Consider the following 20000-nt stretch of genomic DNA (forward strand, 5'->3'; position numbering starts at 1 on the left):
TTTAATCTTTTTTCTTGACTATTAGTTTTGAAAACTATCTATCAAATTCTTCTTTTAAAATTCTAACTACCTCTAAAACTGTTTCTTCTTCAAGATCTGTTCTTCTTACTAAATCAGCAACATCTTGATCTAAAATACTTTTAGCTGTATCTAATCCAATTTTTTCAAATTCTTCAATTACCCATTCTTCAATTTCGTCAGAGAATTCTCTTAATTCAACATCATCTTCTTCTTCTGTTAAACCTTCTCTAATTACATCTAATTCGTAACCTGTAAGTTGACCAGCTAATCTAATGTTGTGACCTCCACGACCAATTGCTTTTGAAACCTCTTCTACTTTTAAGAACACTTCTGCTGTTTTCTTTTCTTCGTTAATTTTAATAGAAGAAACTTTTGCAGGACTTAATGCTCTAGTAATATACAATTGTGTATTCGTTGTATAATTGATTACATCAATGTTTTCATTCCCTAATTCTCTAACAATTCCATGAATACGAGAACCTTTCATACCAACACAAGCTCCAACTGGATCAATTCTATCATCATAAGAATCTACGGCAACTTTTGCTTTTTCACCTGGTATACGAACTACATTTTTTACAGAAATTAATCCGTCAAACACTTCTGGAATTTCTTGTTCAAATAATTTTTCCAAGAACAACGGTGCTGTTCTAGACATAATAATTTGAGGCTTATTCCCTTTTAATTCAACACTTTCAATAACTCCTCTTACGTTATCTCCTTTTTTGAAATAATCACTTGGAATTTGTTTTTCTTTTGGAAGAACAATTTCATTTCCTTCATCATCCATCAAAATTACAACTTTTGGACGTACATGATGTACTTCAGCTGTATAAATATCACCTATTAAATCTTTAAATTGTTTGTAAAGATTTGTATTGTCGTGTTCGTGTATTTTTGAAATCAGGTTTTGACGTAAAGCTAAAATAGCTCTTCTACCCAATTGAATTAATTTTACTTCTTCAGAAACATCTTCACCAACTTCAAAATCTGGTTCAATTCTTCTTGCTTCAGATAATGATATTTCAGAATTCTCATCTTCAACTTCTCCATCTGCCACAACAACTCTATTTCTCCAAATCTCCATATCACCTTTATCAGGGTTTATGATAATATCAAAGTTGTCATCTGATCCGTATTTTTTCTTTAATGCGTTTCTAAAAACATCTTCTAAAATAGCCATTAACGTTACTCTATCTATGAGTTTGTCGTCTTTAAATTCTGAAAACGAATCGATTAATGCAATATTCTCCATGTTGATTCTAAATAATTAAAATGATATTAATACAATTGCTTCTTTAATTTCTGAGTAAGCAATTTCTTTTTTATTGTTAACTGTTTCTTTTCCTTTGCCAATTTTTTTTGGCTCTCTTGACTGCCATTCCAAGGTGATTTTTTCATCATCAGCATTGGTTAATTTGGCTTCAATTTTTTCTAATTCGTTAGTAGTAACCTTTAAATTTCTACCTACATTTTTTTTATATTGTCTGATAAATTTCAACGGTGTAGAAACTCCAGCTGAAGCAACATCTATTGAATAAATCAGTTCTTCTTCATCTAACTTGTGTTCAATTGCACGACTAATATCCATACAATCTTGAAGTATTACTCCATTATCATCATCTAAAGTTATTGAAATTTTATTGTCTTCTGTAACAGTTAAATCAATTAAAAACATAGATGTCTTCTGGGCTAAAGCTTCATCTAAAAGAACTTTTACTTTATCTTTAAAACTCATAATTTTATAAAAAGAGGGAAGCAGTGCTTCCCTCATTATCTAAATTCTCATACAAATAACGGTGCAAATATACATAATTTTTTAAATAAATAAAATCATTGATTTATATAATTAATTTTCATACCTTTATGTTATAAAAATACAAACCATTATAAATTTCAATATGAAAAAAATTTTAGTACCTACAGATTTTTCAAAACATGCCGAATATGCACTAAAAGTTGCAGCACAAATTGCCAAAAAAAACAATAGCGAAATAGCACTAATTCATATGTTAGAGTTACCAACTTCAGGTAATGATGCAGTTTCAAGTTCACACGATATTCCAGAATTAATGTTGTTCAAAAACGCAGCCATAAATAAGTTAGACGAAATTGCCAACTCTGATTTTTTACAAGGATTAAAAGTTTCAAAAATAATTCAATTTGAAATGGCATTTGACGGAATTGTTAAAAGCGAGAAAGCAAGTAATGCTGATTTGATCGTTATGGGTTCACATGGTGCAAGTGGGTTTCAAGAAATGTTTATTGGTTCAAACACTGAAAAAGTAGTGAGAAATGCTGATGTTCCTGTTTTAGTAATCAAAAAAGAAGACAATAACTTTAATGCAGATAATTTTGTTTTTGCTTCTGACTTTTCTGATGAAATTAAAAAGCCTTTTGCAAAAGTTGTTGAATTTGCCAATAATTTCAACTCTCACATTCATTTAGTAATGATAAACACTCCAAACAGCTTTAAATCAACTCATGTTGCTCAAGAAATAATGGATAATTTTACTTCTGGATTTAAAATCAATAATTTTTCTACACATATTTATAATGATGTTAACGTAGAAAAAGGTATTTTACATTTCGCAAAAAGCATCAAAGCTGATTTAATTGGAATGAGTACTCATGGAAGAAAAGGAATTGCACATTTCTTTAATGGAAGTATAAGTGAAGATTTAGTAAATCATGCAAAAAGAGCCGTGATCACTTTTAAAATATAATACTAAAAAAGTAAAAGCATAAAAAAAGCCCCGAAAAATTTCGGGGCTTTTTTGTTGTCCCACAAGGACTCGAACCTTGAATGACGGTACCAAAAACCGGAGTGTTACCATTACACCATGGGACATGGTTTGCTATTGCGAGTGCAAATGTAATACATATTTTAATTATTACAAATTTTTCTAAAAAAAATATTAAAAAATAAATTTCATCGTTAGTTATAACAAAAAAATAGTTTCTTTGTGGTATCGATAAAAAATAATCTCATTTAAATATGCTTATGACATCATTTAACTTTAATAAGTGGAATAATATTCTGGGTTGGTTTGCTTTTGCTGTTGCTTTAATTACTTATAGTTTAACTGTTGAACCAACTTTAAGTTTTTGGGACTGTGGAGAATACATCTCAACGGCTGCCAAATTAGAAATAGGTCATCCACCTGGAGCACCTTTGTTTCAAATGTTAGGTTCTTTCTTTGCCATGTTTGCAACTAGTCCAGATAAAATAGCATTAATGGTCAATATGATGTCTGTTTTCTCAAGTGCATTTACGATATTATTTATGTTTTGGTCGATGACTATTTTACTTAAAAAAATAATTCCTACGACTGAAAATGACGGAAAAAACAACTCAATAATGATTTTAGGAAGTGCTTTAGTAGCTTCTTTAGCCTTCACTTTTACTGATAGTTTTTGGTTTAATGCTACTGAGGCTGAAGTTTATGCTATGGCTTCTTTGTTTATTGCTTTATTAATTTGGTTGGCCTTGAGATGGGAACAAGAAATAGACACACCAAGAGGAAACAGATGGTTAGTTCTAATATCATTAGTAATCGGATTGTCTTTTGGAGCTCACTTTATGGCATTACTAACAATTCCTTCAATTGGATTGCTTTATTATTTTAAGAAATACAAAGAAGTTACTCTTAAAAATTTCATTTTAGCCAATGTTGTTGTAGTAGTAATTTTATTTTTCGTTTTCAAATTCTTATTACCCTATACACTTTCATTCTTTGGAAAGACCGAAATTTTTATGGTAAATACTTTTGGATTACCATTTAATTCAGGAACAATCTTTGCCTTTTTACTGATTTTAGCTTTCTTTTACTTTGGATTAAACTATACCCGAAAAAAAGGACATGTTTTTTATAACACCATTTTACTTTGTTTATTATTTATTCTAATTGGATTTTCAACATGGATAATGTTACCCATTAGAGCCAATACTGACATTCCAATAAACGAAAACAAACCTTCTGATGCTGCCGAAGTTTTAGCCTATTATAATAGAGAGCAATATGGTGAACAAAAAACGTTTTATGGCCCAATGTTCTCTGAACAATATGCAGGTTTAGATCCAAGCAATCCTTATTTTGATGAAAAACCTAACTACGAAAGAGATTACAAAACTGGAACTTATGTAATTACTAATGATTATAAAAACGGAAATCAAAATTTAGATGACAATCACAAAGGTTTTATGCCTAGAATGTGGAGCACTGATCATGCTGAAAATTATATGTCTTTTACTCAACCTTTAGAGTTTAGAATAAATCCAGAATATTCTCATGAAGACGAACTTGTTCAGATTGTTTCAGAATTTAGAACAGCTTATTCACAAGGAAAAGTTGATTTAGAAGATTATTCTGCCTTTTTGAAAGGTTATGGAGATTATTTAATTGTTGAAAAACCTTCTTTTGCTAGCAACATGCAATTTATGTTTGAATATCAATTTGGCTACATGTATTGGAGATATTTGATGTGGAATTTTGTGGGTCGTCAAAATGATATTCAAGGTAAATATGACAATGAAAATGGAAATTGGATTAGTGGAATTAAACCAATAGACGAAATTAGATTAGGAAATCAATCAGAGTTAACTTCTGACATGAAGAATAATAGAGCTAGAAACACTTATTATTTCTTACCATTTATTCTTGGTGTTATCGGAATGATTTTTCATGCCAGAAAAGATTTAAGGAGTTTTTATGTGTTATTAGCATTATTCTTATTTACAAGTTTTGCTTTAAAAATATTCTTAAATGAAAGACCTTTTGAACCAAGAGAAAGAGATTATGCAGTTGTTGGTTCATTCTATGTATTTGCCATGTGGATTGGTTATGGTGTTTATGCCATTTATGAAGGGTTGAAAAAATATTTGAGTCCAAAAACAGCTGTTCCTGTTGTTTTAGCTGTTACAATATTAGCTGGCCCAGTTCTTTTAGCAAAAGAAAATTGGAATGACCATGATCGTTCAGGAAGATATACAGCATTAGCTATGGCAAAAGCATATTTAGATTCTTGTGATCCTAATGCCATTTTATTTACTATTGGAGATAATGATACTTTTCCTCTTTGGTATGCTCAAGAAATTGAAGGTTATAGAACTGATATTAGAATTGTAAATACTAGTTTACTTGCAACAGATTGGTATATTGACCAAATGAAAAATAAAGCTTATAAATCTGAACCTCTACCAATTTCTTTTACAAGAGATCAATACAGAGGTAGTAATAGAGATGGAGTTTTATTTGTAGAAAAAACCAAAGAACCTTTACTTTTAGATGAAGTTTTAAAATTCATAAAACTAGACGATGAAAGAGCTACAGTTGAAATGAATAGTGGTCAGAGTCTACATTATTATCCTTCAAACAAAATAATAATTCCTGTTGACAGAGAAACAGTTATTAAAAACAATGTTGTTGCAAAACAATTTCAAGATTCTATAGTTCCTTCTATAAATCTAAAAATTAAAGGAAATGCATTGTATAAAAATCGTTTAATAATGCTAGACATTATGAATGAAAACAATTGGAAACGTCCAATGTATTTCACCGGTGGAAGTTTTGCAGATGAGGATTTCTTATGGATGAAAGATTATTTGCAATTAGACGGAATGTGTTATAAAATTGTTCCAGTTAAAACTCCATTAGAAAAAGGAGGAAGTCCATTAGATATGGGAATTATTGATAGTGATAAAATGTATGACATTATAATGAAATGGGATTGGGGAAATAGTAATGACCCAAACATCTATCATGACACAGAAACCAGAAAAAACAGTGTTTCTTATCGCTCCAATATTGCTAGACTAATGGAAACATTAATCAATGAAAACAAAAATGAAAAAGCTGAAAAATTGATTGATTTAGCTATGAAAAAAATGCCAATTGAACAATTTGGATATTATACGTTAGTTGAGCCATTTGCTGCAGGATATTATGAAGTAGGTCAAAAAGAGAAAGCACAAAAAATATTAAAAACTTTGATTGGTAAGTATCAAGAAAATCTAACTTATTATAGAAGTTTGAGTGTAAATGAACAAAACAGAATAAAATATGATATTAGTCTAGACATTGAAAGATACAGAAGCTTATTAGAAATCAGTGAAAAAGCAGATGACCTTAACTTCTACAATATAGAAAAAGTGAAATTCAACAATTTCAACAAAATGTTTGAACGTTTTAAAAGAGATATGTTAGAATAATTATCAAAATAAATTATTATTTTTAGCCATAAATCATTCACTTTTCAATTATGATTTATGGCTAAATAATTTAAACCAAATGGTAAAAGTTCCAAAAATCATAAAGAAGTTATTTTTTAACCAAGTTTGGGAAATTCCAAATAAGGAAAATAAAATATATCTAACATTTGATGATGGACCAACTCCAAAAGTTACCGAATGGGTTTTAGATATACTTGAAAAAGAAAATATCAAAGCTACTTTTTTTTGTATTGGAAACAACATTGAAAAACATCCTGAAATATTTAAAAGAATTCTTAAAGAAGGACATTCAATAGGAAACCACACATTTAACCACTTAAAAGGTTGGAAAACAGCAACGAAAAATTACATTGAAAATGTGGATTTGTGCGAAAATGAAATTAATAAATTAGCTTCAATAAGCTATAAATTATTTCGTCCTCCTTATGGAAAAATTAGTTTAATACAATCTATACAATTAAGAAAAAAAGGATTTAAAATAATAATGTGGGATGTTTTGAGCAAAGATTATGACCAAACCATTTCACCAGAAAAATGTTTTGAAAACATAAAAATAACAACTTCAGGAAGTATAGTAGTTTTTCACGACAGTTTAAAAGCACAGAAAAACCTTGAATATAGCTTACCCAAAGCAATAAAATTCTTAAAAGAAAAAGGATTTACATTTGAAACGATAAACTAAGCTTGCTCTTGCACAATATTTATCAGTGTATTAGCATCTAATTCACCACTTTGTCTCCAAACCATTTGACCTGATTTGTAAATCATTAAAGTAGGCAAACCTTTAATACGAAGAGCTTCGGCAAGTTCTTGATTTTTATCAATATCAATTTTAATCACTTTAGCTTTATCACCAAGTGCAGCAGCTACATGACGAATTACTTCGTTCATTGCAATTGAAGGCTCATTCCATTCTGTAAAAAAATCTAACAAAACAGGAACTTGAGCATCGATAAGTTCTCCAAATTTTGACATAAATTTGATTTAATTAATAATAAAATAAAATCTTATTATTGAATTTACAATACAAATGTAGTATTTTATAACAAATTACATTAAAATTTATCTTTTTTTTAGCAAAATGACTATTTTAAAGTTTACATCTTTCAAAAAACTAATTTAACATCAACAAATAATTAACTGTTATTTAATAGTAAGTGTCATATTAGGAACCACGACGTCACCATTTGAACCAGAATATCGTTGAATATATACTTCTATATAATCATTAGCAGAAAGTTCAGCTACTGCATTCAATGGAACTACAACAATATCATTGGCAGCAGCTCCTTTTCCATATATTTTAAAATTATCAATTGTTCCAGAAGATCCATTTTTTGCAATATAAACTATATAAACACCACTAGCTGGTACTTGAAAAGAAATTGATCCCGTAATTTGAAAAATTCTTTTCTTTTTACCTAAGTAAGTTAACTTTGAAAATCCATCAGATGAAAACCTAAATAAATTAGAAGAGGTACTAACAGTTGCAATTTTATATTTAGTTGTATTATTGTTAATGTAAATACCCAAACCTGAGCCAACTGGATAATCAGCTCCAAAATTACCTGTTGCTGCCGAATCACTTTCACTAGGTATACCAGGACAACGAATATTCCAATTATTATTAAAATTGTATCCTGAGTAAGTTCCAGTAGTATATGGTTTTACATACAAACCTGTTGATAGTGTTCCAGTAAAAACTACAGATTCCATTACAGCATCACCTAAAATTGCTGGGTTACCAGAGACATCAATTCCAATAGCCGTTCCATTTACTTCACAAAAACCACCTTGTTTTTGAATTAATGTAAAATTACCTGTAAATTTTTCAAAAGTTCCAGTATTATTACCAAACCAAGCAGTGTTGTTTAACAATAATCTATTAATACCTGAATAAGTAATTCCAGTAGTGTTAGCCGTATATTGCACTACTGAAAAAAACACCAATCCAAAACCACTGATTGTTCCAACATCAGAACAACCACTCACAATTGAATCTCTTAAAAGAAGAGTCTGGGTTGCAGTTCCGGATAAAGAAAAAACAGCACCTCCTGTAACAGTTATAGAAATATTCTTAACCGTACCACCAGTTCCTCCAATAAATAGATTACCTGTTCTAACTAATTTATCTTCATTTGCATCTAAACCTACTAAATAAGCACTATTTAATTCAATAGGAAAATTGACATTTATAGTTCCATTAATTTCGTAGTAGGTAGAACTATCCAAAACATATTTACTTCCTCCACCTGCTGCTAGTTCTGAAGCTAAAACAGTTGAAAGTACATCTGTAGATTTAATTCTCTTAAAATTAAGCCTTCCATTTACTTCACTATTTATTTTAACCCATGAACTAGTTGATGTATTATAATGATAAAAAGATTTTAAAGTTGTATCATAAACCAACAAACCATCTGTAGGAGTCGCAATAGAATTTCTTTGCAAAGTGGTCATTCTTGGAGTTAAAAATCCTTTAGAAGTTGAGCTAACATCTAACATTGAACTAATATCTGGTGATGTAGTTCCTATTCCAACTTGTGCTCTTATTTGGGTTAAAACCATAAAGAAAGAAAGCACTATCCACATAGATAGCTTAGTAGGTAAATTTTTCATAAGTAAGTCTATTTTTCTAGATTTGGGAATCTATTGAAGCACCAAAATTACATCAATTATAAAATAAACATATCTGAAAAAAGTTAATCTTTTAAAATTATAAATCTTTTACGGTAAAACCTCCTTTTTTTAAAGTGATAACCGTAATTTCAGGCATTATCCCTACTCTTCCAGGAAAAGCATGAAATCCAAATCCACGATTAACATAGATAAATCGACCCATATTTTCATACAATCCAGCCCATTGTTTATAAACATATTGAACAGGACTCCATTTTAAAAATCCTGGTATTTCAATTCCAAATTGAAAACCATGTGTGTGACCAGAAAGTGTCAAATGATAATTTCTTTCATCATGTTGAACTTCTGCGTCCCAATGACTTGGATCGTGACTCATTAATATTTTAAACTCATCATTTGAAACACCTTCACTTGCTATATTTAAGTCACCAGCTTTTTTGAAATGTTTTCCCCAATTTTCCACACCAACTAGTCTTATGAAATCCTTCCCTTTTTGGATTTTTACATTTTGGTTCAGTAATAACTTAAAATCTATTTGACGATGTAAATCTTTAATCTCTTTAAAATTTTCTTCTTTTGCTTCTTCAGAACTCCAATCAGAATATTCTCCATAATCATGATTTCCTAAAATAGAATATTTTCCTAAAACTGGATTATGGATTTTTTTAAATGTTTCAATCCAAGGATGCATTTCCTTTGCATGAGTATTTACAATATCACCAGTAAACAATACTAAATCACTGTTTTGTTCATTGATTAAATCGATAGCATATTCAATTTTTTCATGATTATCAAAGCTTCCACTGTGTATGTCAGAAATATGTGTAATTGTAACACCATCAAAAGAATCAGGTAAATCAGGAAAACTCAAAGTTTTTTTTATTACTTTGAAATTATATTTTCCAATTGTCATTCCATAAATAAGAGATGTAAAAGGAATAGATGCTAACCCAAGAGCAATTTGACTTACAAATCTTCTTCTGGTAGGCATAAATTTTCCTCCATCATTATCTCCCATAAAATGAACAATAATAGCTTTGAAAAATCTAAAAATATCTTCCCCAAACAAGACTACTGCAATTAAAATTTTTGGAACAACAAAGATTAAAAACATACCCATAGCCAACATACTTTGTTGAGTCTGGCCTACACTTCTATCAAATTGTAAAAAGTTATAAACTATGTAAATAATTGTTATTAAAGTAGCTAAAATATAAACCGCTAAAACAATTTTAGATTTTGATACCGTTCTAATTGCCTGAAAAGAGTAAAATTCAACGACAGCAATTACTATTAATGGAATTATCCAACGTAGCATATTATTATTTTTTTACAAAGTAAACAACTAGAAATCAAATAGACTATTTATTTAATCAAATTTAACAAAGTGATATTCATAAAGAATTGTATTTTTACGTTTTAAAATAAATTTCAAAATCATGTCACAAAAAAGATTATTCCTTTTAGATGCATATGCATTAATATTTCGTGGGTATTATGCCTTTATCAAAAATCCTAGAATAAACTCAAAAGGAATGGATACTTCTGCCATAATGGGATTTATGAATTCTCTTATGGATGTGATTAAACGTGAAAAACCAGATCATTTAGCTGTAGCTTTTGATAAAGGTGGAAGTGACATACGAAATGAAATGTTTCCTGATTACAAAGCTAATAGAGATGCTACTCCAGAAGCTATAAAAATTGCAGTTCCATATATTCAAGAAATTTTAAAAGCCATGCACATTCCAATTATGGAAAAAGCAGGTTTTGAAGCCGATGATTTAATTGGAACATTAGCCAAACAAGCAGAAAAAGAAGGATTTCAAGTTTTTATGGTAACTCCAGATAAGGATTTTGCGCAATTGGTTTCCGAAAATATTTTTATGTATCGACCAGCTCGAATGGGTAATGGTATTGAAATTTGGGGAATTCCTGAAGTACAAGCTAAATTTGAAGTTCAACATCCTTTACAAGTAATTGATTTTCTTGGAATGATGGGTGATGCAGTTGATAATATTCCAGGATTACCTGGTGTTGGAGAAAAAACAGCCAAGAAATTTTTAGCCGAATATGGTTCGATGGAAAAATTGCTTGAAAGCACACACGAACTGAAAGGCAAAATGAAAGAAAACATCGAAGCCAACAAAGAAAAAGGGATTCTTTCTAAAAAATTAGCTACTATCCTACTCGATTGCCCTGTGACATTTAATGAAAATGATTTTGAACTTTCAAAACCAGATGTAGAGAAAACTGAAGCCATTTTTCAAGAATTGGAATTCAGAAGAATGCAAGAACAGTTTGATAAAATGTTTAGAGATGGAAGTGATTATGATGAAATAAACACAAACGATATTCCTACAAATGGTGAAACTCCAAAACCAGCCAAAAAAACAGCTCCAAAAAATGAAGATCAAATGGATTTATTCGGATTTTCTGATGATTCCAATGATACTTCAAGTCACAATTCATTTTATGCAACTTTAGAAAACACCGAACATTTTTATCAAATTGTTCAAGGTGATTTAGCTTTGAAATTATTACTTCAAAATTTACAAAATCAAACTTCAGTGTGTTTTGATACTGAAACTACTGGTTTAGATGCTTTGAATGCTGAATTAGTCGGAATTGCCTTCTCTTACGAAAAAGGAAAAGGGTTTTATGTTCCGTTTCCAGAAAACCAAGAAGAAGCTTTAGTTTTAATGGAAAAACTGAAACCATTTTTTGAAAACGATGCGATTGAAAAAATTGGTCAAAATTTAAAATACGATTTAAAAATACTTTCTAATTACAACATAACCATAAAAGGAAAATTATTTGACACCATGATTGCTCATTATTTGATTAACCCAGATATGCGACACAATATGGATGTTTTAAGCGAAACCTATCTAAAATATAGTCCAAAAAGCATTGAAGAATTGATTGGTAAAAAAGGAAAAAATCAAAAATCAATGAGCGATGTTCCTTTGGAAGATGTCAAAGAATATGCTGTAGAAGATGCAGATATCACTTTCCAATTAAAAGAACATTTTCAACCTATTTTAGAAAAAGTAGGTACTAAAAAATTATTTGACGAAATTGAAATTCCTTTGGTAGAAGTTTTAGCTGATATGGAAAAAGAAGGCATCAACTTGGATGTTGATTTTCTAAAAACCATGTCAAAAGAATTAGCAGAAGAAAGCAAATCATTAGAACAAAAAATATATGAAATTGCTGGAGAAACTTTCAATTTAGCTTCACCAAAACAATTAGGAGATATTTTATTTGACAAATTAAAAATTGGAGGTGCCAAACAAAAGAAAACCAAAACTGGTCAATATGCAACTGGTGAAGAAATCTTAAGTTATTTAGCCAAAGACAATGAAATTGTTCAACATATTTTAGAATGGAGACAAATGGTAAAACTGCAAAATACTTATGTAGATGCTTTGCCAAACCAAGTAGATGCAAAAACTGGTCGCGTTCACACTGATTATATGCAAACTGTTGCTGCCACAGGTCGTTTGAGTTCCAATAATCCAAATTTACAAAACATTCCAATTCGAACCGAAAGAGGAAGACAAATTAGAAAAGCTTTTATTGCTCGTGATGAAAATTACACCTTACTAGCAGCAGATTATTCTCAAATAGAACTTCGTATTATTGCTGCTTTATCTGGTGAAGAAAACATGATAAAAGCCTTCCAAAATAACGAAGATATTCATCGTTCAACAGCTTCAAAGGTCTTCAATGTCCCTTTAGAAGAAGTAACTAAAGAGCAACGTAGTAATGCCAAAACGGTCAACTTTGGTATAATTTATGGTGTTTCAGCATTTGGATTAAGCAATCAAACTGATTTATCTCGAAAAGAAGCAGCTGAATTAATTGATGCTTACTATCAAACTTATCCAAAATTAAAAGCTTATATGTCAGAGCAAGTTGATTTTGCAAGAGAAAATGGTTATGTTGAAACAATTTCAGGGAGAAGACGTTATTTAAAAGACATCAATTCAGCCAATGCAATGGTTCGTGGTGGAGCAGAACGAAATGCAGTTAATGCTCCAATTCAAGGAAGTGCTGCTGATATCATCAAAATTGCCATGATTAACATTCATAAACGATTAATTTCAGAAAACTGGAAATCAAAAATGTTATTACAAGTACACGATGAATTGGTTTTTGACGTTTATAATGATGAGTTAGAAAAAATTCAACCGATGATTAAAAGTGAAATGGAAAATGCATTTAAAATGGGTGTTCCTTTAACTGTAGATTTAGGTTTGGGTAAAAATTGGTTAGAAGCACATTAGAATTATAATAAACATGAAAAAAATATTAATACTTTTTACTTTATTTTCAACTTTTGGATTTGCTCAAGAACGTTTTCAAAGATTAGATAGTTTATTGACTTATTTAAATGAAAACAACAAGTTCATGGGTTCGGTTTCTCTTCGAGAAGGGAATGAAATTGTATTTTCAAAAGCCTATGGTTATGCAGATATTAATGCAAATATAAAAGCCGATAATACTACTAAATACAAAATTGGTTCTATTACCAAAACCTTTACAGCAACTATCATCATGCAATTGATTGAAGAAAAAAAATTGCGTTTAGAAAGTAAGTTAACCAAGTTTTATCCAAAAGTTCAAAACGCTGATAAAATTTCCATTTATGATTTATTACACCATCGAACAGGAATTTTAGATTACATTAATCAAGATTCCCTTTCTGTTGAAGATTTTGCTAGTGACAATTTAAAAGATATAATTTATAAAAAAATAAACAACTACGAATCTATTTTTGAACCAGGTTCTCAATTTTTATATAGTAATTCGAATTATTATTTATTAGGTGGAATTATTGAAAAATTAACCAATGAGTCGTATGAAAAAAATGTTGAGAATAGAATTGTTAAGAAACTTGGCTTAAAAAACACTTATTACCCTAAAGACAAAACCAATTCTTCAAAAAAAGAAAGTTACTCATACCTATACAATGGTTCAACTTGGGAAAAAATTCCTGAATGGGGAAATGATGTTGCTTTTGCAGCTGGAGAAATAGTATCTACTCCAGATGATTTAACACTATTTATGTATAGTTTATTAAATGGAAAGCTAGTTAAAAACAGCTCGTTAGCACATATGAAAGAATTAAAAGATGGTTATGGTATGGCTTTAATGCAATTTCCTTTTGGTGAAAGAAAGTTCTACGGTCACACTGGTGGAATTGAAGGATTCAGGTCTGTTGTTGGTTATTACCCCAATGACAATCTTGCAGTTTCATTAATTGTAAATGGAGATAACTATAACAGAAATGATATTATGATTGGTATTTTGAGCATTTACTATAAAATGCCTTTTCCTTTTCCAAATTTTGACAAAATAGATAACACGGTTTTGCAAAAATATGTTGGTACTTATACTTCTAAAGATATTCCACTTAAAATTGATATTTCTATAAAAAATGGTGAATTAACTGCACAAGCAACAGGACAAAGTTCATTTCCCTTGACACCAAAAAGCGAAACGGAATTTATATTTCAAACTGCAGGGATTGAAATGGATTTTGAAGAAAATCAATTTACCTTAAAACAAGCAGGGCAAAAGTTTAAATTCACTAGAGAATAATCTAAATTTTTCTGGTTGACTCTCTTTGACGTAATTCAGTCTTAATAACAACTGTTTTATATTCTGGAATTTCTTTTTCAGATTTATCTTCAAGTCTATCAATTAACAAATCAGCGGCATTTTTTCCAATTTCCGGTGCATGTTGACTTACTGTTGATAGACTAGGAGTTAATCTTTTAGACCAAACACCATCAGCAAAACCAATAAAGTTTATTTCTTCAGGAATTTTAATACCTTTTTTTAATGCTAATCTAAATGCTGTAGTTGAAGCAACTTCGTTTAGTGCAAAAACACCATCAATCTTTTTTGAACTCAATAAATCTTTCAATTTTGACTCAAAAACATCAATATCATTTTCAAGAATAATTAATTCTTCATTCAGAGTTTGATTTTTACTTTCAATTGCTTTTTTAAAACCCTCTAATCTCAATTTGCCAACACTTACATTATCAATTGTAGAAAGTAAAGCAATTTTTCTACAGCCAAGTTTTATTAAATGATTAGTCGCATCAAATGCAGAGTCAAAATCATCAACTATAACTTTATCACATTTAATTTCATCCGCAACCCTATCAAACATTACGATAGGTGTTCCACTATTTAAAATTTCTTTAATATGCTTATAATTTTTCTCAAATTGTGTTTCTTCAGCAAGTGAAATAATAAAACCATCAATAGTTCCATTATTTAACATGTCCATCACTTGTTGCTCTTTTTGTTGAGATTCATTTGAAATCCCAGTAATTACATTATAACCTCTTTCAAGAGCACGTTTTTCAATACCACTAAAAACTTTGGCAAAAAAAGGATTTAATATATTAGGTATAATTACACCTATAGTATTAGTACGCTGATTTTTTAAATTTTTAGCAATACTATTAGGTTTGTAATTTTTTAATTTAGCAAATTCTTTTATTTTTACTTTTGTACTATCACTAATTTCAGAACTATCACTTAAAGCTTTGGAGACAGTAGATACTGAAACTCCTAATTCTTTTGCAATTTGTTTTAATGTGGCTTTTGATTTCATAACTTGTTAAAAAGGTAAAATTAGTCATTTTTAAAATAACATTTTAAACTTAGGAAAAATAAAACTAGATATTTTTTTTCCACTTTATAATTCTGAAATATTATTCTCACTTTATAACTACTTCATATACAATATAAATAATATTGCAATTGGTATTTGGTTTTATAATAAATAATTGTACTTTTGCACTCCCTTACCCGAACCATCGGAAGGGAATGGAATGTTTAATTAAAATAAATTATTGTGAACACATTAAGCTACAAGACAGTTTCAGCTAACAAAGCCACAGTTGACAAACAGTGGGTTGTTGTAGATGCTGAAGGTCATAACTTAGGTCGTTTATCTACAAAAGTTGCAATGCTTTTAAGAGGTAAATATAAGCCAAGTTATACACCGCACGTTGACTGTGGAGATAACGTAATCGTTATCAACGCAGAAAAAATCAACCTGACTGGTAACAAGCTAGACGAAAAAACATACATTCGTCACACAGGTTACCCAGGAGGACAAAGAACTTTAACTGCTAAAGTAATGCAACAAAAAAATCCTGCATTATTAGTAGAAAAAGCTGTAAAAGGAATGTTACCTAAAAATAAATTAGGTGCTGAATTATTCCGAAATTTAAATGTATTTGTAGGTGCTGAGCATACTCATGGAGCTCAAAAACCTAAAACCGTTAACCTAAACGATCTTAAGTAATGGGAGTTATTCACAAAATCGGTAGAAGAAAATGTGCTGTAGCACGTGTTTATGTTTCAGAAGGAACAGGTAAAATTACCGTAAACAAAAAAGAATTTGCAACTTACTTCCCAACTGCTACTTTACAGTACAAAGTTATGCAACCAATGTCTATGACAGAAAATGCAACAAACTTTGACGTAAAAGTAAATGTTTATGGTGGTGGTTCAACAGGTCAAGCAGAAGCTGTAAGAATGGCTATTGCAAGAGCTATGTGTGAGGTAGAAGCTGAAAACAGAGCTATCTTGAAACCAGAAGGGTTACTAACAAGAGATCCAAGAATGGTAGAACGTAAAAAATTCGGTCAGAAAAAAGCAAGAAAAAAATTCCAATTCTCGAAACGTTAATATTTCGAAGGAGTTTGGATTATTTTTCAGACAGATTTTTACAATTAAAATTGAATTTAAAACACAGTTGTCGATATTCCTTCAATTAAAAAAGGGAATTAGTTTAGCATCTAAATTTTCAAGACAAACGCAAGTGACTACTTGAAGATTGCTATAACACGGAACGTAAACTATTACACAATGGCAAACAAAATTGACGTTAAAGAATTATTAGAAGCAGGTGTTCACTTTGGACACATGACTCGTAAGTGGGATCCAAACATGGCTCCTTACATCTATATGGAGCGTAATGGTATTCATATCATTAACCTATATAAAACAGCTGCAAAAATTGAAGAAGCTAACGAAGCTTTGAAAAAAATTGCATCTTCAGGTAGAAAAGTACTTTTCGTTGCTACCAAAAAACAAGCTAAAGACATCGTAGCTGAAAAAGCTGCTGCTGCAAACATGCCTTACATCACTGAAAGATGGCCAGGTGGAATGCTAACTAACTTCGTAACTATTAGAAAAGCTGTTAAAAAAATGGCTATGATTGATAGAATGAAGAAAGATGGTACTTTCATGACGTTATCTAAAAAAGAAAGATTACAAGTGGATCGTCTTAGAGCAAAATTAGAAAAGAACTTAGGTTCAATTTCTGACATGACTAGACTTCCAGCTGCTCTTTTTGTAGTTGATGTTAAAGCTGAGCATATCGCAATTAAAGAAGCTCACAAATTAAACATTCCAGTTTTCGCAATGGTTGATACAAACTCTGATCCTCGTGAAGTAGATTATGTAATTCCATCAAACGATGACGCTTCAAAATCAATCGATAAAATTTTATCTTTAGTTACTGGTGCACTTATTGAAGGTTTATCTGAAAGAACTTCTGACGGTGAAGACCAAGAAGAAGGAAAAGAAGTAAAAAAAGCTCCTAAAGCTAAAAAAGCTGAAACTACTGAAGTAGCTGCTGAAGTAGAAGTTAAAGCTGAAGAAACTTCAACAGAAGAATAATATAAAAATTCAGAATTTATAAAATCCAAATTCCAATAAAGCATCAATTAATTGATAATTTAATAAAGTTGGGATTTGGATTTTTATAGTTTAAGACTTTAAATTTACAATTAAAAAATAAAATATTATGGCAACAATTACTGCTGCAGACGTAAATAAATTAAGAACAATCACTGGTGCAGGTATGATGGACTGCAAAAAAGCATTGGTTGAAGCTGATGGCGATTTTGATTTAGCAATCGAAAACCTTAGAAAAAAAGGACAAAAAGTTGCTGCTAATCGTTCAGATAGAGAATCAACTGAAGGTGCTGCAATTGCTGTTGTTAATGCAGACAATACAGCTGGTGTTGTTATTACATTAAACTGTGAAACTGACTTCGTTGGAAAAAACGAAAGTTTCGTAAAATTAGCTACTGATTTAGCTAATCAAGCATTAAAATTCAACACTAAAGAAGAATTATTAGCTTCTGATTTCAACGGAATCACTGTAGCTGATAAATTAATTGAGCAAACTGGAGTTATTGGAGAAAAAATTGAAATCAATTCTTTCGAAAGATTAGAAGGTCCTTTCGTAGGTTCTTACATCCACGCTGGAAACAAAATTGCTACATTAACTTCATTATCTGCAAAAGTTGAAGGTGCTGAAGAAGCAGCAAGAAACGTATCTATGCAAGCTGCTGCAATGAACCCAATCGCATTAAACGAAGATGGTGTTGATGCTGCAACTATTGAAAAAGAAATTGAAATTGCTAAAGATCAATTACGTGCTGAAGGAAAACCAGAAGCAATGTTAGACAATATCGCAAAAGGAAAATTAAACCGTTTCTTTAAAGATAATACTTTAGTAAACCAAGATTTTATTAAAGACGGTTCTATGAGTGTTGCTGCTTATGTTAAATCTGTAAATGGAGATTTAACTGTAACAGGATTCAAAAGAGTTGCTTTAGGATAATATTTATTCTGAACTCGTTTCAGAAACTCACAATTTTAAAAACCTTAATTCTATAACGAATTAAGGTTTTTTTATTATATTTAAATTATGAAAAATATATTAAAATTTATTTGCTTTTTATTTTTTACAATAAACTTAAGTTGTGGCGCTCAAATAGTAGTGCCACTTAAAACAATTGACGAACCAAACGGTGCTTATAAGAAAGATCTAAACGATATTTTTACTTTTTGGGAAGGAACATGGAAAGGAAACATTAACAATAAAGAGTATACTTTTGAATTTGTAAAATTCACCAAACATTTAATAACTTTATCAAATGGAGAATATTATTACAGAGACATGCTTTTATGTAAATTTAAAGTAGTTGATTTAAATCTAAACATAATATTATATGATGATTTAAATATTACATCCTATGAAAATTATAAAATATATAATTTAGGTAATATTTTTTCTGAATATTTTTTTCAATATAATGATTCAGATAATTGTAATAACAATATAAAGTTTACACTTGTTAAGGATATAAATAATCCAAATCAAATTCTTTATAAGGATTTTAGCTTTGATGAATATTTATATTTTGACTGCCCATATGCAAATCAACAAGACATTCCTATGTTTTTGCCAAAAGTAGATTTGACCTTAACTAGACAATAAAAAATACAAGACAATTTTAAAAACCTTAATTCGTTCTAGAATTAAGGTTTTTTATTTTAAACAATGTTTTTAAAAATTCCATATATTTGAAAATTACTATCATATACACATATCATATCTTTTATGTCTAAAAAAATCATTCTTATTGCACTTTTGTTTTTTTGTTTTGCAAAAGCACAAGAAGTACCAGGTTACCCTGTACTATCCACTACATCTTTGGCAATTGAAAGTGATGATATTCATTTTGCTGAAAATGGCAATTACGCTATGGATACTGCTAATGAGAGAGATCAATATGTTGGCACATGGCAATATAATCAAAATGGTACACTTTTTATAATAAAAATAGAAAAAAGAGATCAACGCTTTTTAGGGGATATTATTCAAGGTCAATTAGAATCTACATATTCTTATATTGATGAAGTTAGAATAAGATATAAGCTTGTAATTAATGGAGTTTTATTATATGATAACCTAAATGAAACAAATATGAATAATATAAATACTAGTGGTTTTAAATTTGCTGGTGATGATTATTTGTCCGGTAATTTTATAGATAAAACTAAAAATGTTGGTGTTAGGTATCAAATATATAAAACCGATGCATCAACTCCCGAAACTATAATTTTTAAAGCAGACAACGGTGCTAACTTTAAGCTAGGACCTGATTCATCATACACATCTGGAGAACAGATAATTTTTATTCCTTTAGGGGAAACTACTATGATTAAAATTGATTAGTAAAAGTTATCCTTTTTTAAATATAAAAAAGGTCAA

17 protein-coding genes and 1 tRNA gene are annotated in these 20000 nt (G+C 29.8%); 11 read left to right on the top strand and 7 right to left on the bottom strand.

Annotated elements, in window-relative coordinates; all coding sequences use genetic code 11:
• Nucleotides 1–34: 34 nt before the first annotated feature.
• Together nusA and rimP are read right to left on the bottom strand one after the other, a co-directional pair.
• Complete coding sequence (nusA, locus tag ACFO3U_RS04785; protein WP_379738600.1) at nt 35–1276, bottom strand: transcription termination factor NusA; 1242 nt, start codon at nt 1274–1276, stop codon at nt 35–37.
• Between the two features lie 15 nt (nt 1277–1291).
• Nucleotides 1292–1759 carry a ribosome assembly cofactor RimP gene (gene rimP / locus ACFO3U_RS04790; protein ID WP_379738601.1) on the bottom strand — a complete coding sequence of 156 codons (468 nt, stop codon included), beginning with the start codon at nt 1757–1759 and terminating at the stop codon, nt 1292–1294.
• Nucleotides 1760–1922: 163 nt separating this feature from the next.
• Between rimP and ACFO3U_RS04795 the strand changes: the two genes are divergently transcribed.
• Nucleotides 1923–2747: a universal stress protein gene (locus tag ACFO3U_RS04795; protein WP_379738602.1), complete on the top strand. Its 825-nt coding sequence runs from the start codon at nt 1923–1925 to the stop codon at nt 2745–2747.
• Nucleotides 2748–2801: 54 nt separating this feature from the next.
• Here the strand turns inward: ACFO3U_RS04795 and ACFO3U_RS04800 are convergent.
• A tRNA-Gln gene (locus ACFO3U_RS04800) sits at nt 2802–2872 on the bottom strand.
• A gap of 153 nt (nt 2873–3025) precedes the next feature.
• Here ACFO3U_RS04800 and ACFO3U_RS04805 point away from each other — a divergent pair.
• Together ACFO3U_RS04805 and ACFO3U_RS04810 are read left to right on the top strand one after the other, a co-directional pair.
• Nucleotides 3026–6232, top strand: a complete 3207-nt coding sequence (locus ACFO3U_RS04805) for a glycosyltransferase family 117 protein (protein ID WP_379738603.1) — start codon at nt 3026–3028, stop codon at nt 6230–6232.
• Between the two features lie 79 nt (nt 6233–6311).
• On the top strand, nt 6312–6935 hold the full coding sequence (locus ACFO3U_RS04810) for a polysaccharide deacetylase family protein (RefSeq protein ID WP_379738604.1): 624 nt from the start codon (nt 6312–6314) through the stop codon (nt 6933–6935).
• Here ACFO3U_RS04810 and ACFO3U_RS04815 read toward each other — a convergent pair.
• From ACFO3U_RS04815 to ACFO3U_RS04825, 3 genes are all read right to left on the bottom strand, one after another.
• A complete protein-coding gene (locus ACFO3U_RS04815; protein ID WP_379738605.1) occupies nt 6932–7228 on the bottom strand; it encodes a thioredoxin family protein in 297 nt (98 codons plus the stop codon). The genes ACFO3U_RS04810 and ACFO3U_RS04815 overlap by 4 nt on opposite strands.
• Before the next feature lie 168 nt (nt 7229–7396).
• Entirely contained in the window at nt 7397–8869 is a 1473-nt protein-coding gene (locus ACFO3U_RS04820) for a hypothetical protein (protein WP_379738606.1), read from the bottom strand.
• A gap of 97 nt (nt 8870–8966) precedes the next feature.
• Nucleotides 8967–10208 carry a metallophosphoesterase gene (locus tag ACFO3U_RS04825; RefSeq protein ID WP_379738607.1) on the bottom strand — a complete coding sequence of 414 codons (1242 nt, stop codon included), beginning with the start codon at nt 10206–10208 and terminating at the stop codon, nt 8967–8969.
• A gap of 118 nt (nt 10209–10326) precedes the next feature.
• On the opposite strand from ACFO3U_RS04825, the gene polA reads away from it, so the two are divergent.
• Both polA and ACFO3U_RS04835 read left to right on the top strand, forming a co-directional pair.
• Nucleotides 10327–13182, top strand: a complete 2856-nt coding sequence (gene polA, locus ACFO3U_RS04830; protein ID WP_379738796.1) for a DNA polymerase I — start codon at nt 10327–10329, stop codon at nt 13180–13182.
• 13 nt (nt 13183–13195) lie between these two features.
• On the top strand, nt 13196–14500 hold the full coding sequence (locus ACFO3U_RS04835; protein WP_379738608.1) for a serine hydrolase domain-containing protein: 1305 nt from the start codon (nt 13196–13198) through the stop codon (nt 14498–14500).
• A gap of 1 nt (nt 14501) precedes the next feature.
• Here the strand turns inward: ACFO3U_RS04835 and ACFO3U_RS04840 are convergent, their stop codons facing one another.
• Nucleotides 14502–15530 (bottom strand): LacI family DNA-binding transcriptional regulator, encoded by a 1029-nt coding sequence (locus tag ACFO3U_RS04840; protein ID WP_379738609.1) that lies wholly within the window; start codon nt 15528–15530, stop codon nt 14502–14504.
• 243 nt (nt 15531–15773) lie between these two features.
• Between ACFO3U_RS04840 and rplM the strand changes: the two genes are divergently transcribed.
• The 6 genes from rplM (at nt 15774) to ACFO3U_RS04870 (ending at nt 19964) form a co-directional block, all read left to right on the top strand.
• Nucleotides 15774–16229 carry a 50S ribosomal protein L13 gene (gene rplM / locus ACFO3U_RS04845; protein WP_379738610.1) on the top strand — a complete coding sequence of 152 codons (456 nt, stop codon included), beginning with the start codon at nt 15774–15776 and terminating at the stop codon, nt 16227–16229.
• Nucleotides 16229–16615 carry a 30S ribosomal protein S9 gene (rpsI, locus tag ACFO3U_RS04850; RefSeq protein WP_379738611.1) on the top strand — a complete coding sequence of 129 codons (387 nt, stop codon included), beginning with the start codon at nt 16229–16231 and terminating at the stop codon, nt 16613–16615. The genes rplM and rpsI overlap by 1 nt, the downstream gene beginning before the upstream one ends.
• Before the next feature lie 180 nt (nt 16616–16795).
• Nucleotides 16796–17611: a 30S ribosomal protein S2 gene (rpsB, locus tag ACFO3U_RS04855; RefSeq protein WP_379738612.1), complete on the top strand. Its 816-nt coding sequence runs from the start codon at nt 16796–16798 to the stop codon at nt 17609–17611.
• 127 nt (nt 17612–17738) lie between these two features.
• Nucleotides 17739–18563, top strand: a complete 825-nt coding sequence (tsf, locus tag ACFO3U_RS04860) for a translation elongation factor Ts (protein ID WP_379738613.1) — start codon at nt 17739–17741, stop codon at nt 18561–18563.
• An 87-nt stretch (nt 18564–18650) separates the two neighbouring features.
• Nucleotides 18651–19223: a hypothetical protein gene (locus tag ACFO3U_RS04865; protein ID WP_379738614.1), complete on the top strand. Its 573-nt coding sequence runs from the start codon at nt 18651–18653 to the stop codon at nt 19221–19223.
• 123 nt (nt 19224–19346) lie between these two features.
• On the top strand, nt 19347–19964 hold the full coding sequence (locus tag ACFO3U_RS04870; protein WP_379738615.1) for a DUF6705 family protein: 618 nt from the start codon (nt 19347–19349) through the stop codon (nt 19962–19964).
• Nucleotides 19965–20000 lie beyond the last annotated feature (36 nt).

Origin of the sequence: Flavobacterium ponti (assembly GCF_042652765.1) — a bacterium.
In the GTDB taxonomy this organism is placed as follows: Bacteria; Bacteroidota; Bacteroidia; order Flavobacteriales; family Flavobacteriaceae; genus Flavobacterium; species Flavobacterium ponti.

What these genes read in the sequence shown, in the direction of transcription:
- nusA (WP_379738600.1), bottom strand. Translation starts at nt 1,276, where the DNA reads ATGGAGAATATTGCATTAATCGATTCGTTTTCAGAATTTAAAGACGAC.
- rimP (WP_379738601.1), bottom strand. Translation starts at nt 1,759, where the DNA reads ATGAGTTTTAAAGATAAAGTAAAAGTTCTTTTAGATGAAGCTTTAGCC.
- ACFO3U_RS04795 (WP_379738602.1), top strand. Translation starts at nt 1,923, where the DNA reads ATGAAAAAAATTTTAGTACCTACAGATTTTTCAAAACATGCCGAATAT.
- ACFO3U_RS04805 (WP_379738603.1), top strand. Translation starts at nt 3,026, where the DNA reads ATGACATCATTTAACTTTAATAAGTGGAATAATATTCTGGGTTGGTTT.
- ACFO3U_RS04810 (WP_379738604.1), top strand. Translation starts at nt 6,312, where the DNA reads ATGGTAAAAGTTCCAAAAATCATAAAGAAGTTATTTTTTAACCAAGTT.
- ACFO3U_RS04815 (WP_379738605.1), bottom strand. Translation starts at nt 7,228, where the DNA reads ATGTCAAAATTTGGAGAACTTATCGATGCTCAAGTTCCTGTTTTGTTA.
- ACFO3U_RS04820 (WP_379738606.1), bottom strand. Translation starts at nt 8,869, where the DNA reads ATGAAAAATTTACCTACTAAGCTATCTATGTGGATAGTGCTTTCTTTC.
- ACFO3U_RS04825 (WP_379738607.1), bottom strand. Translation starts at nt 10,208, where the DNA reads ATGCTACGTTGGATAATTCCATTAATAGTAATTGCTGTCGTTGAATTT.
- ACFO3U_RS04835 (WP_379738608.1), top strand. Translation starts at nt 13,196, where the DNA reads ATGAAAAAAATATTAATACTTTTTACTTTATTTTCAACTTTTGGATTT.
- ACFO3U_RS04840 (WP_379738609.1), bottom strand. Translation starts at nt 15,530, where the DNA reads ATGAAATCAAAAGCCACATTAAAACAAATTGCAAAAGAATTAGGAGTT.
- rpsI (WP_379738611.1), top strand. Translation starts at nt 16,229, where the DNA reads ATGGGAGTTATTCACAAAATCGGTAGAAGAAAATGTGCTGTAGCACGT.
- rpsB (WP_379738612.1), top strand. Translation starts at nt 16,796, where the DNA reads ATGGCAAACAAAATTGACGTTAAAGAATTATTAGAAGCAGGTGTTCAC.
- tsf (WP_379738613.1), top strand. Translation starts at nt 17,739, where the DNA reads ATGGCAACAATTACTGCTGCAGACGTAAATAAATTAAGAACAATCACT.
- ACFO3U_RS04865 (WP_379738614.1), top strand. Translation starts at nt 18,651, where the DNA reads ATGAAAAATATATTAAAATTTATTTGCTTTTTATTTTTTACAATAAAC.
- ACFO3U_RS04870 (WP_379738615.1), top strand. Translation starts at nt 19,347, where the DNA reads ATGTCTAAAAAAATCATTCTTATTGCACTTTTGTTTTTTTGTTTTGCA.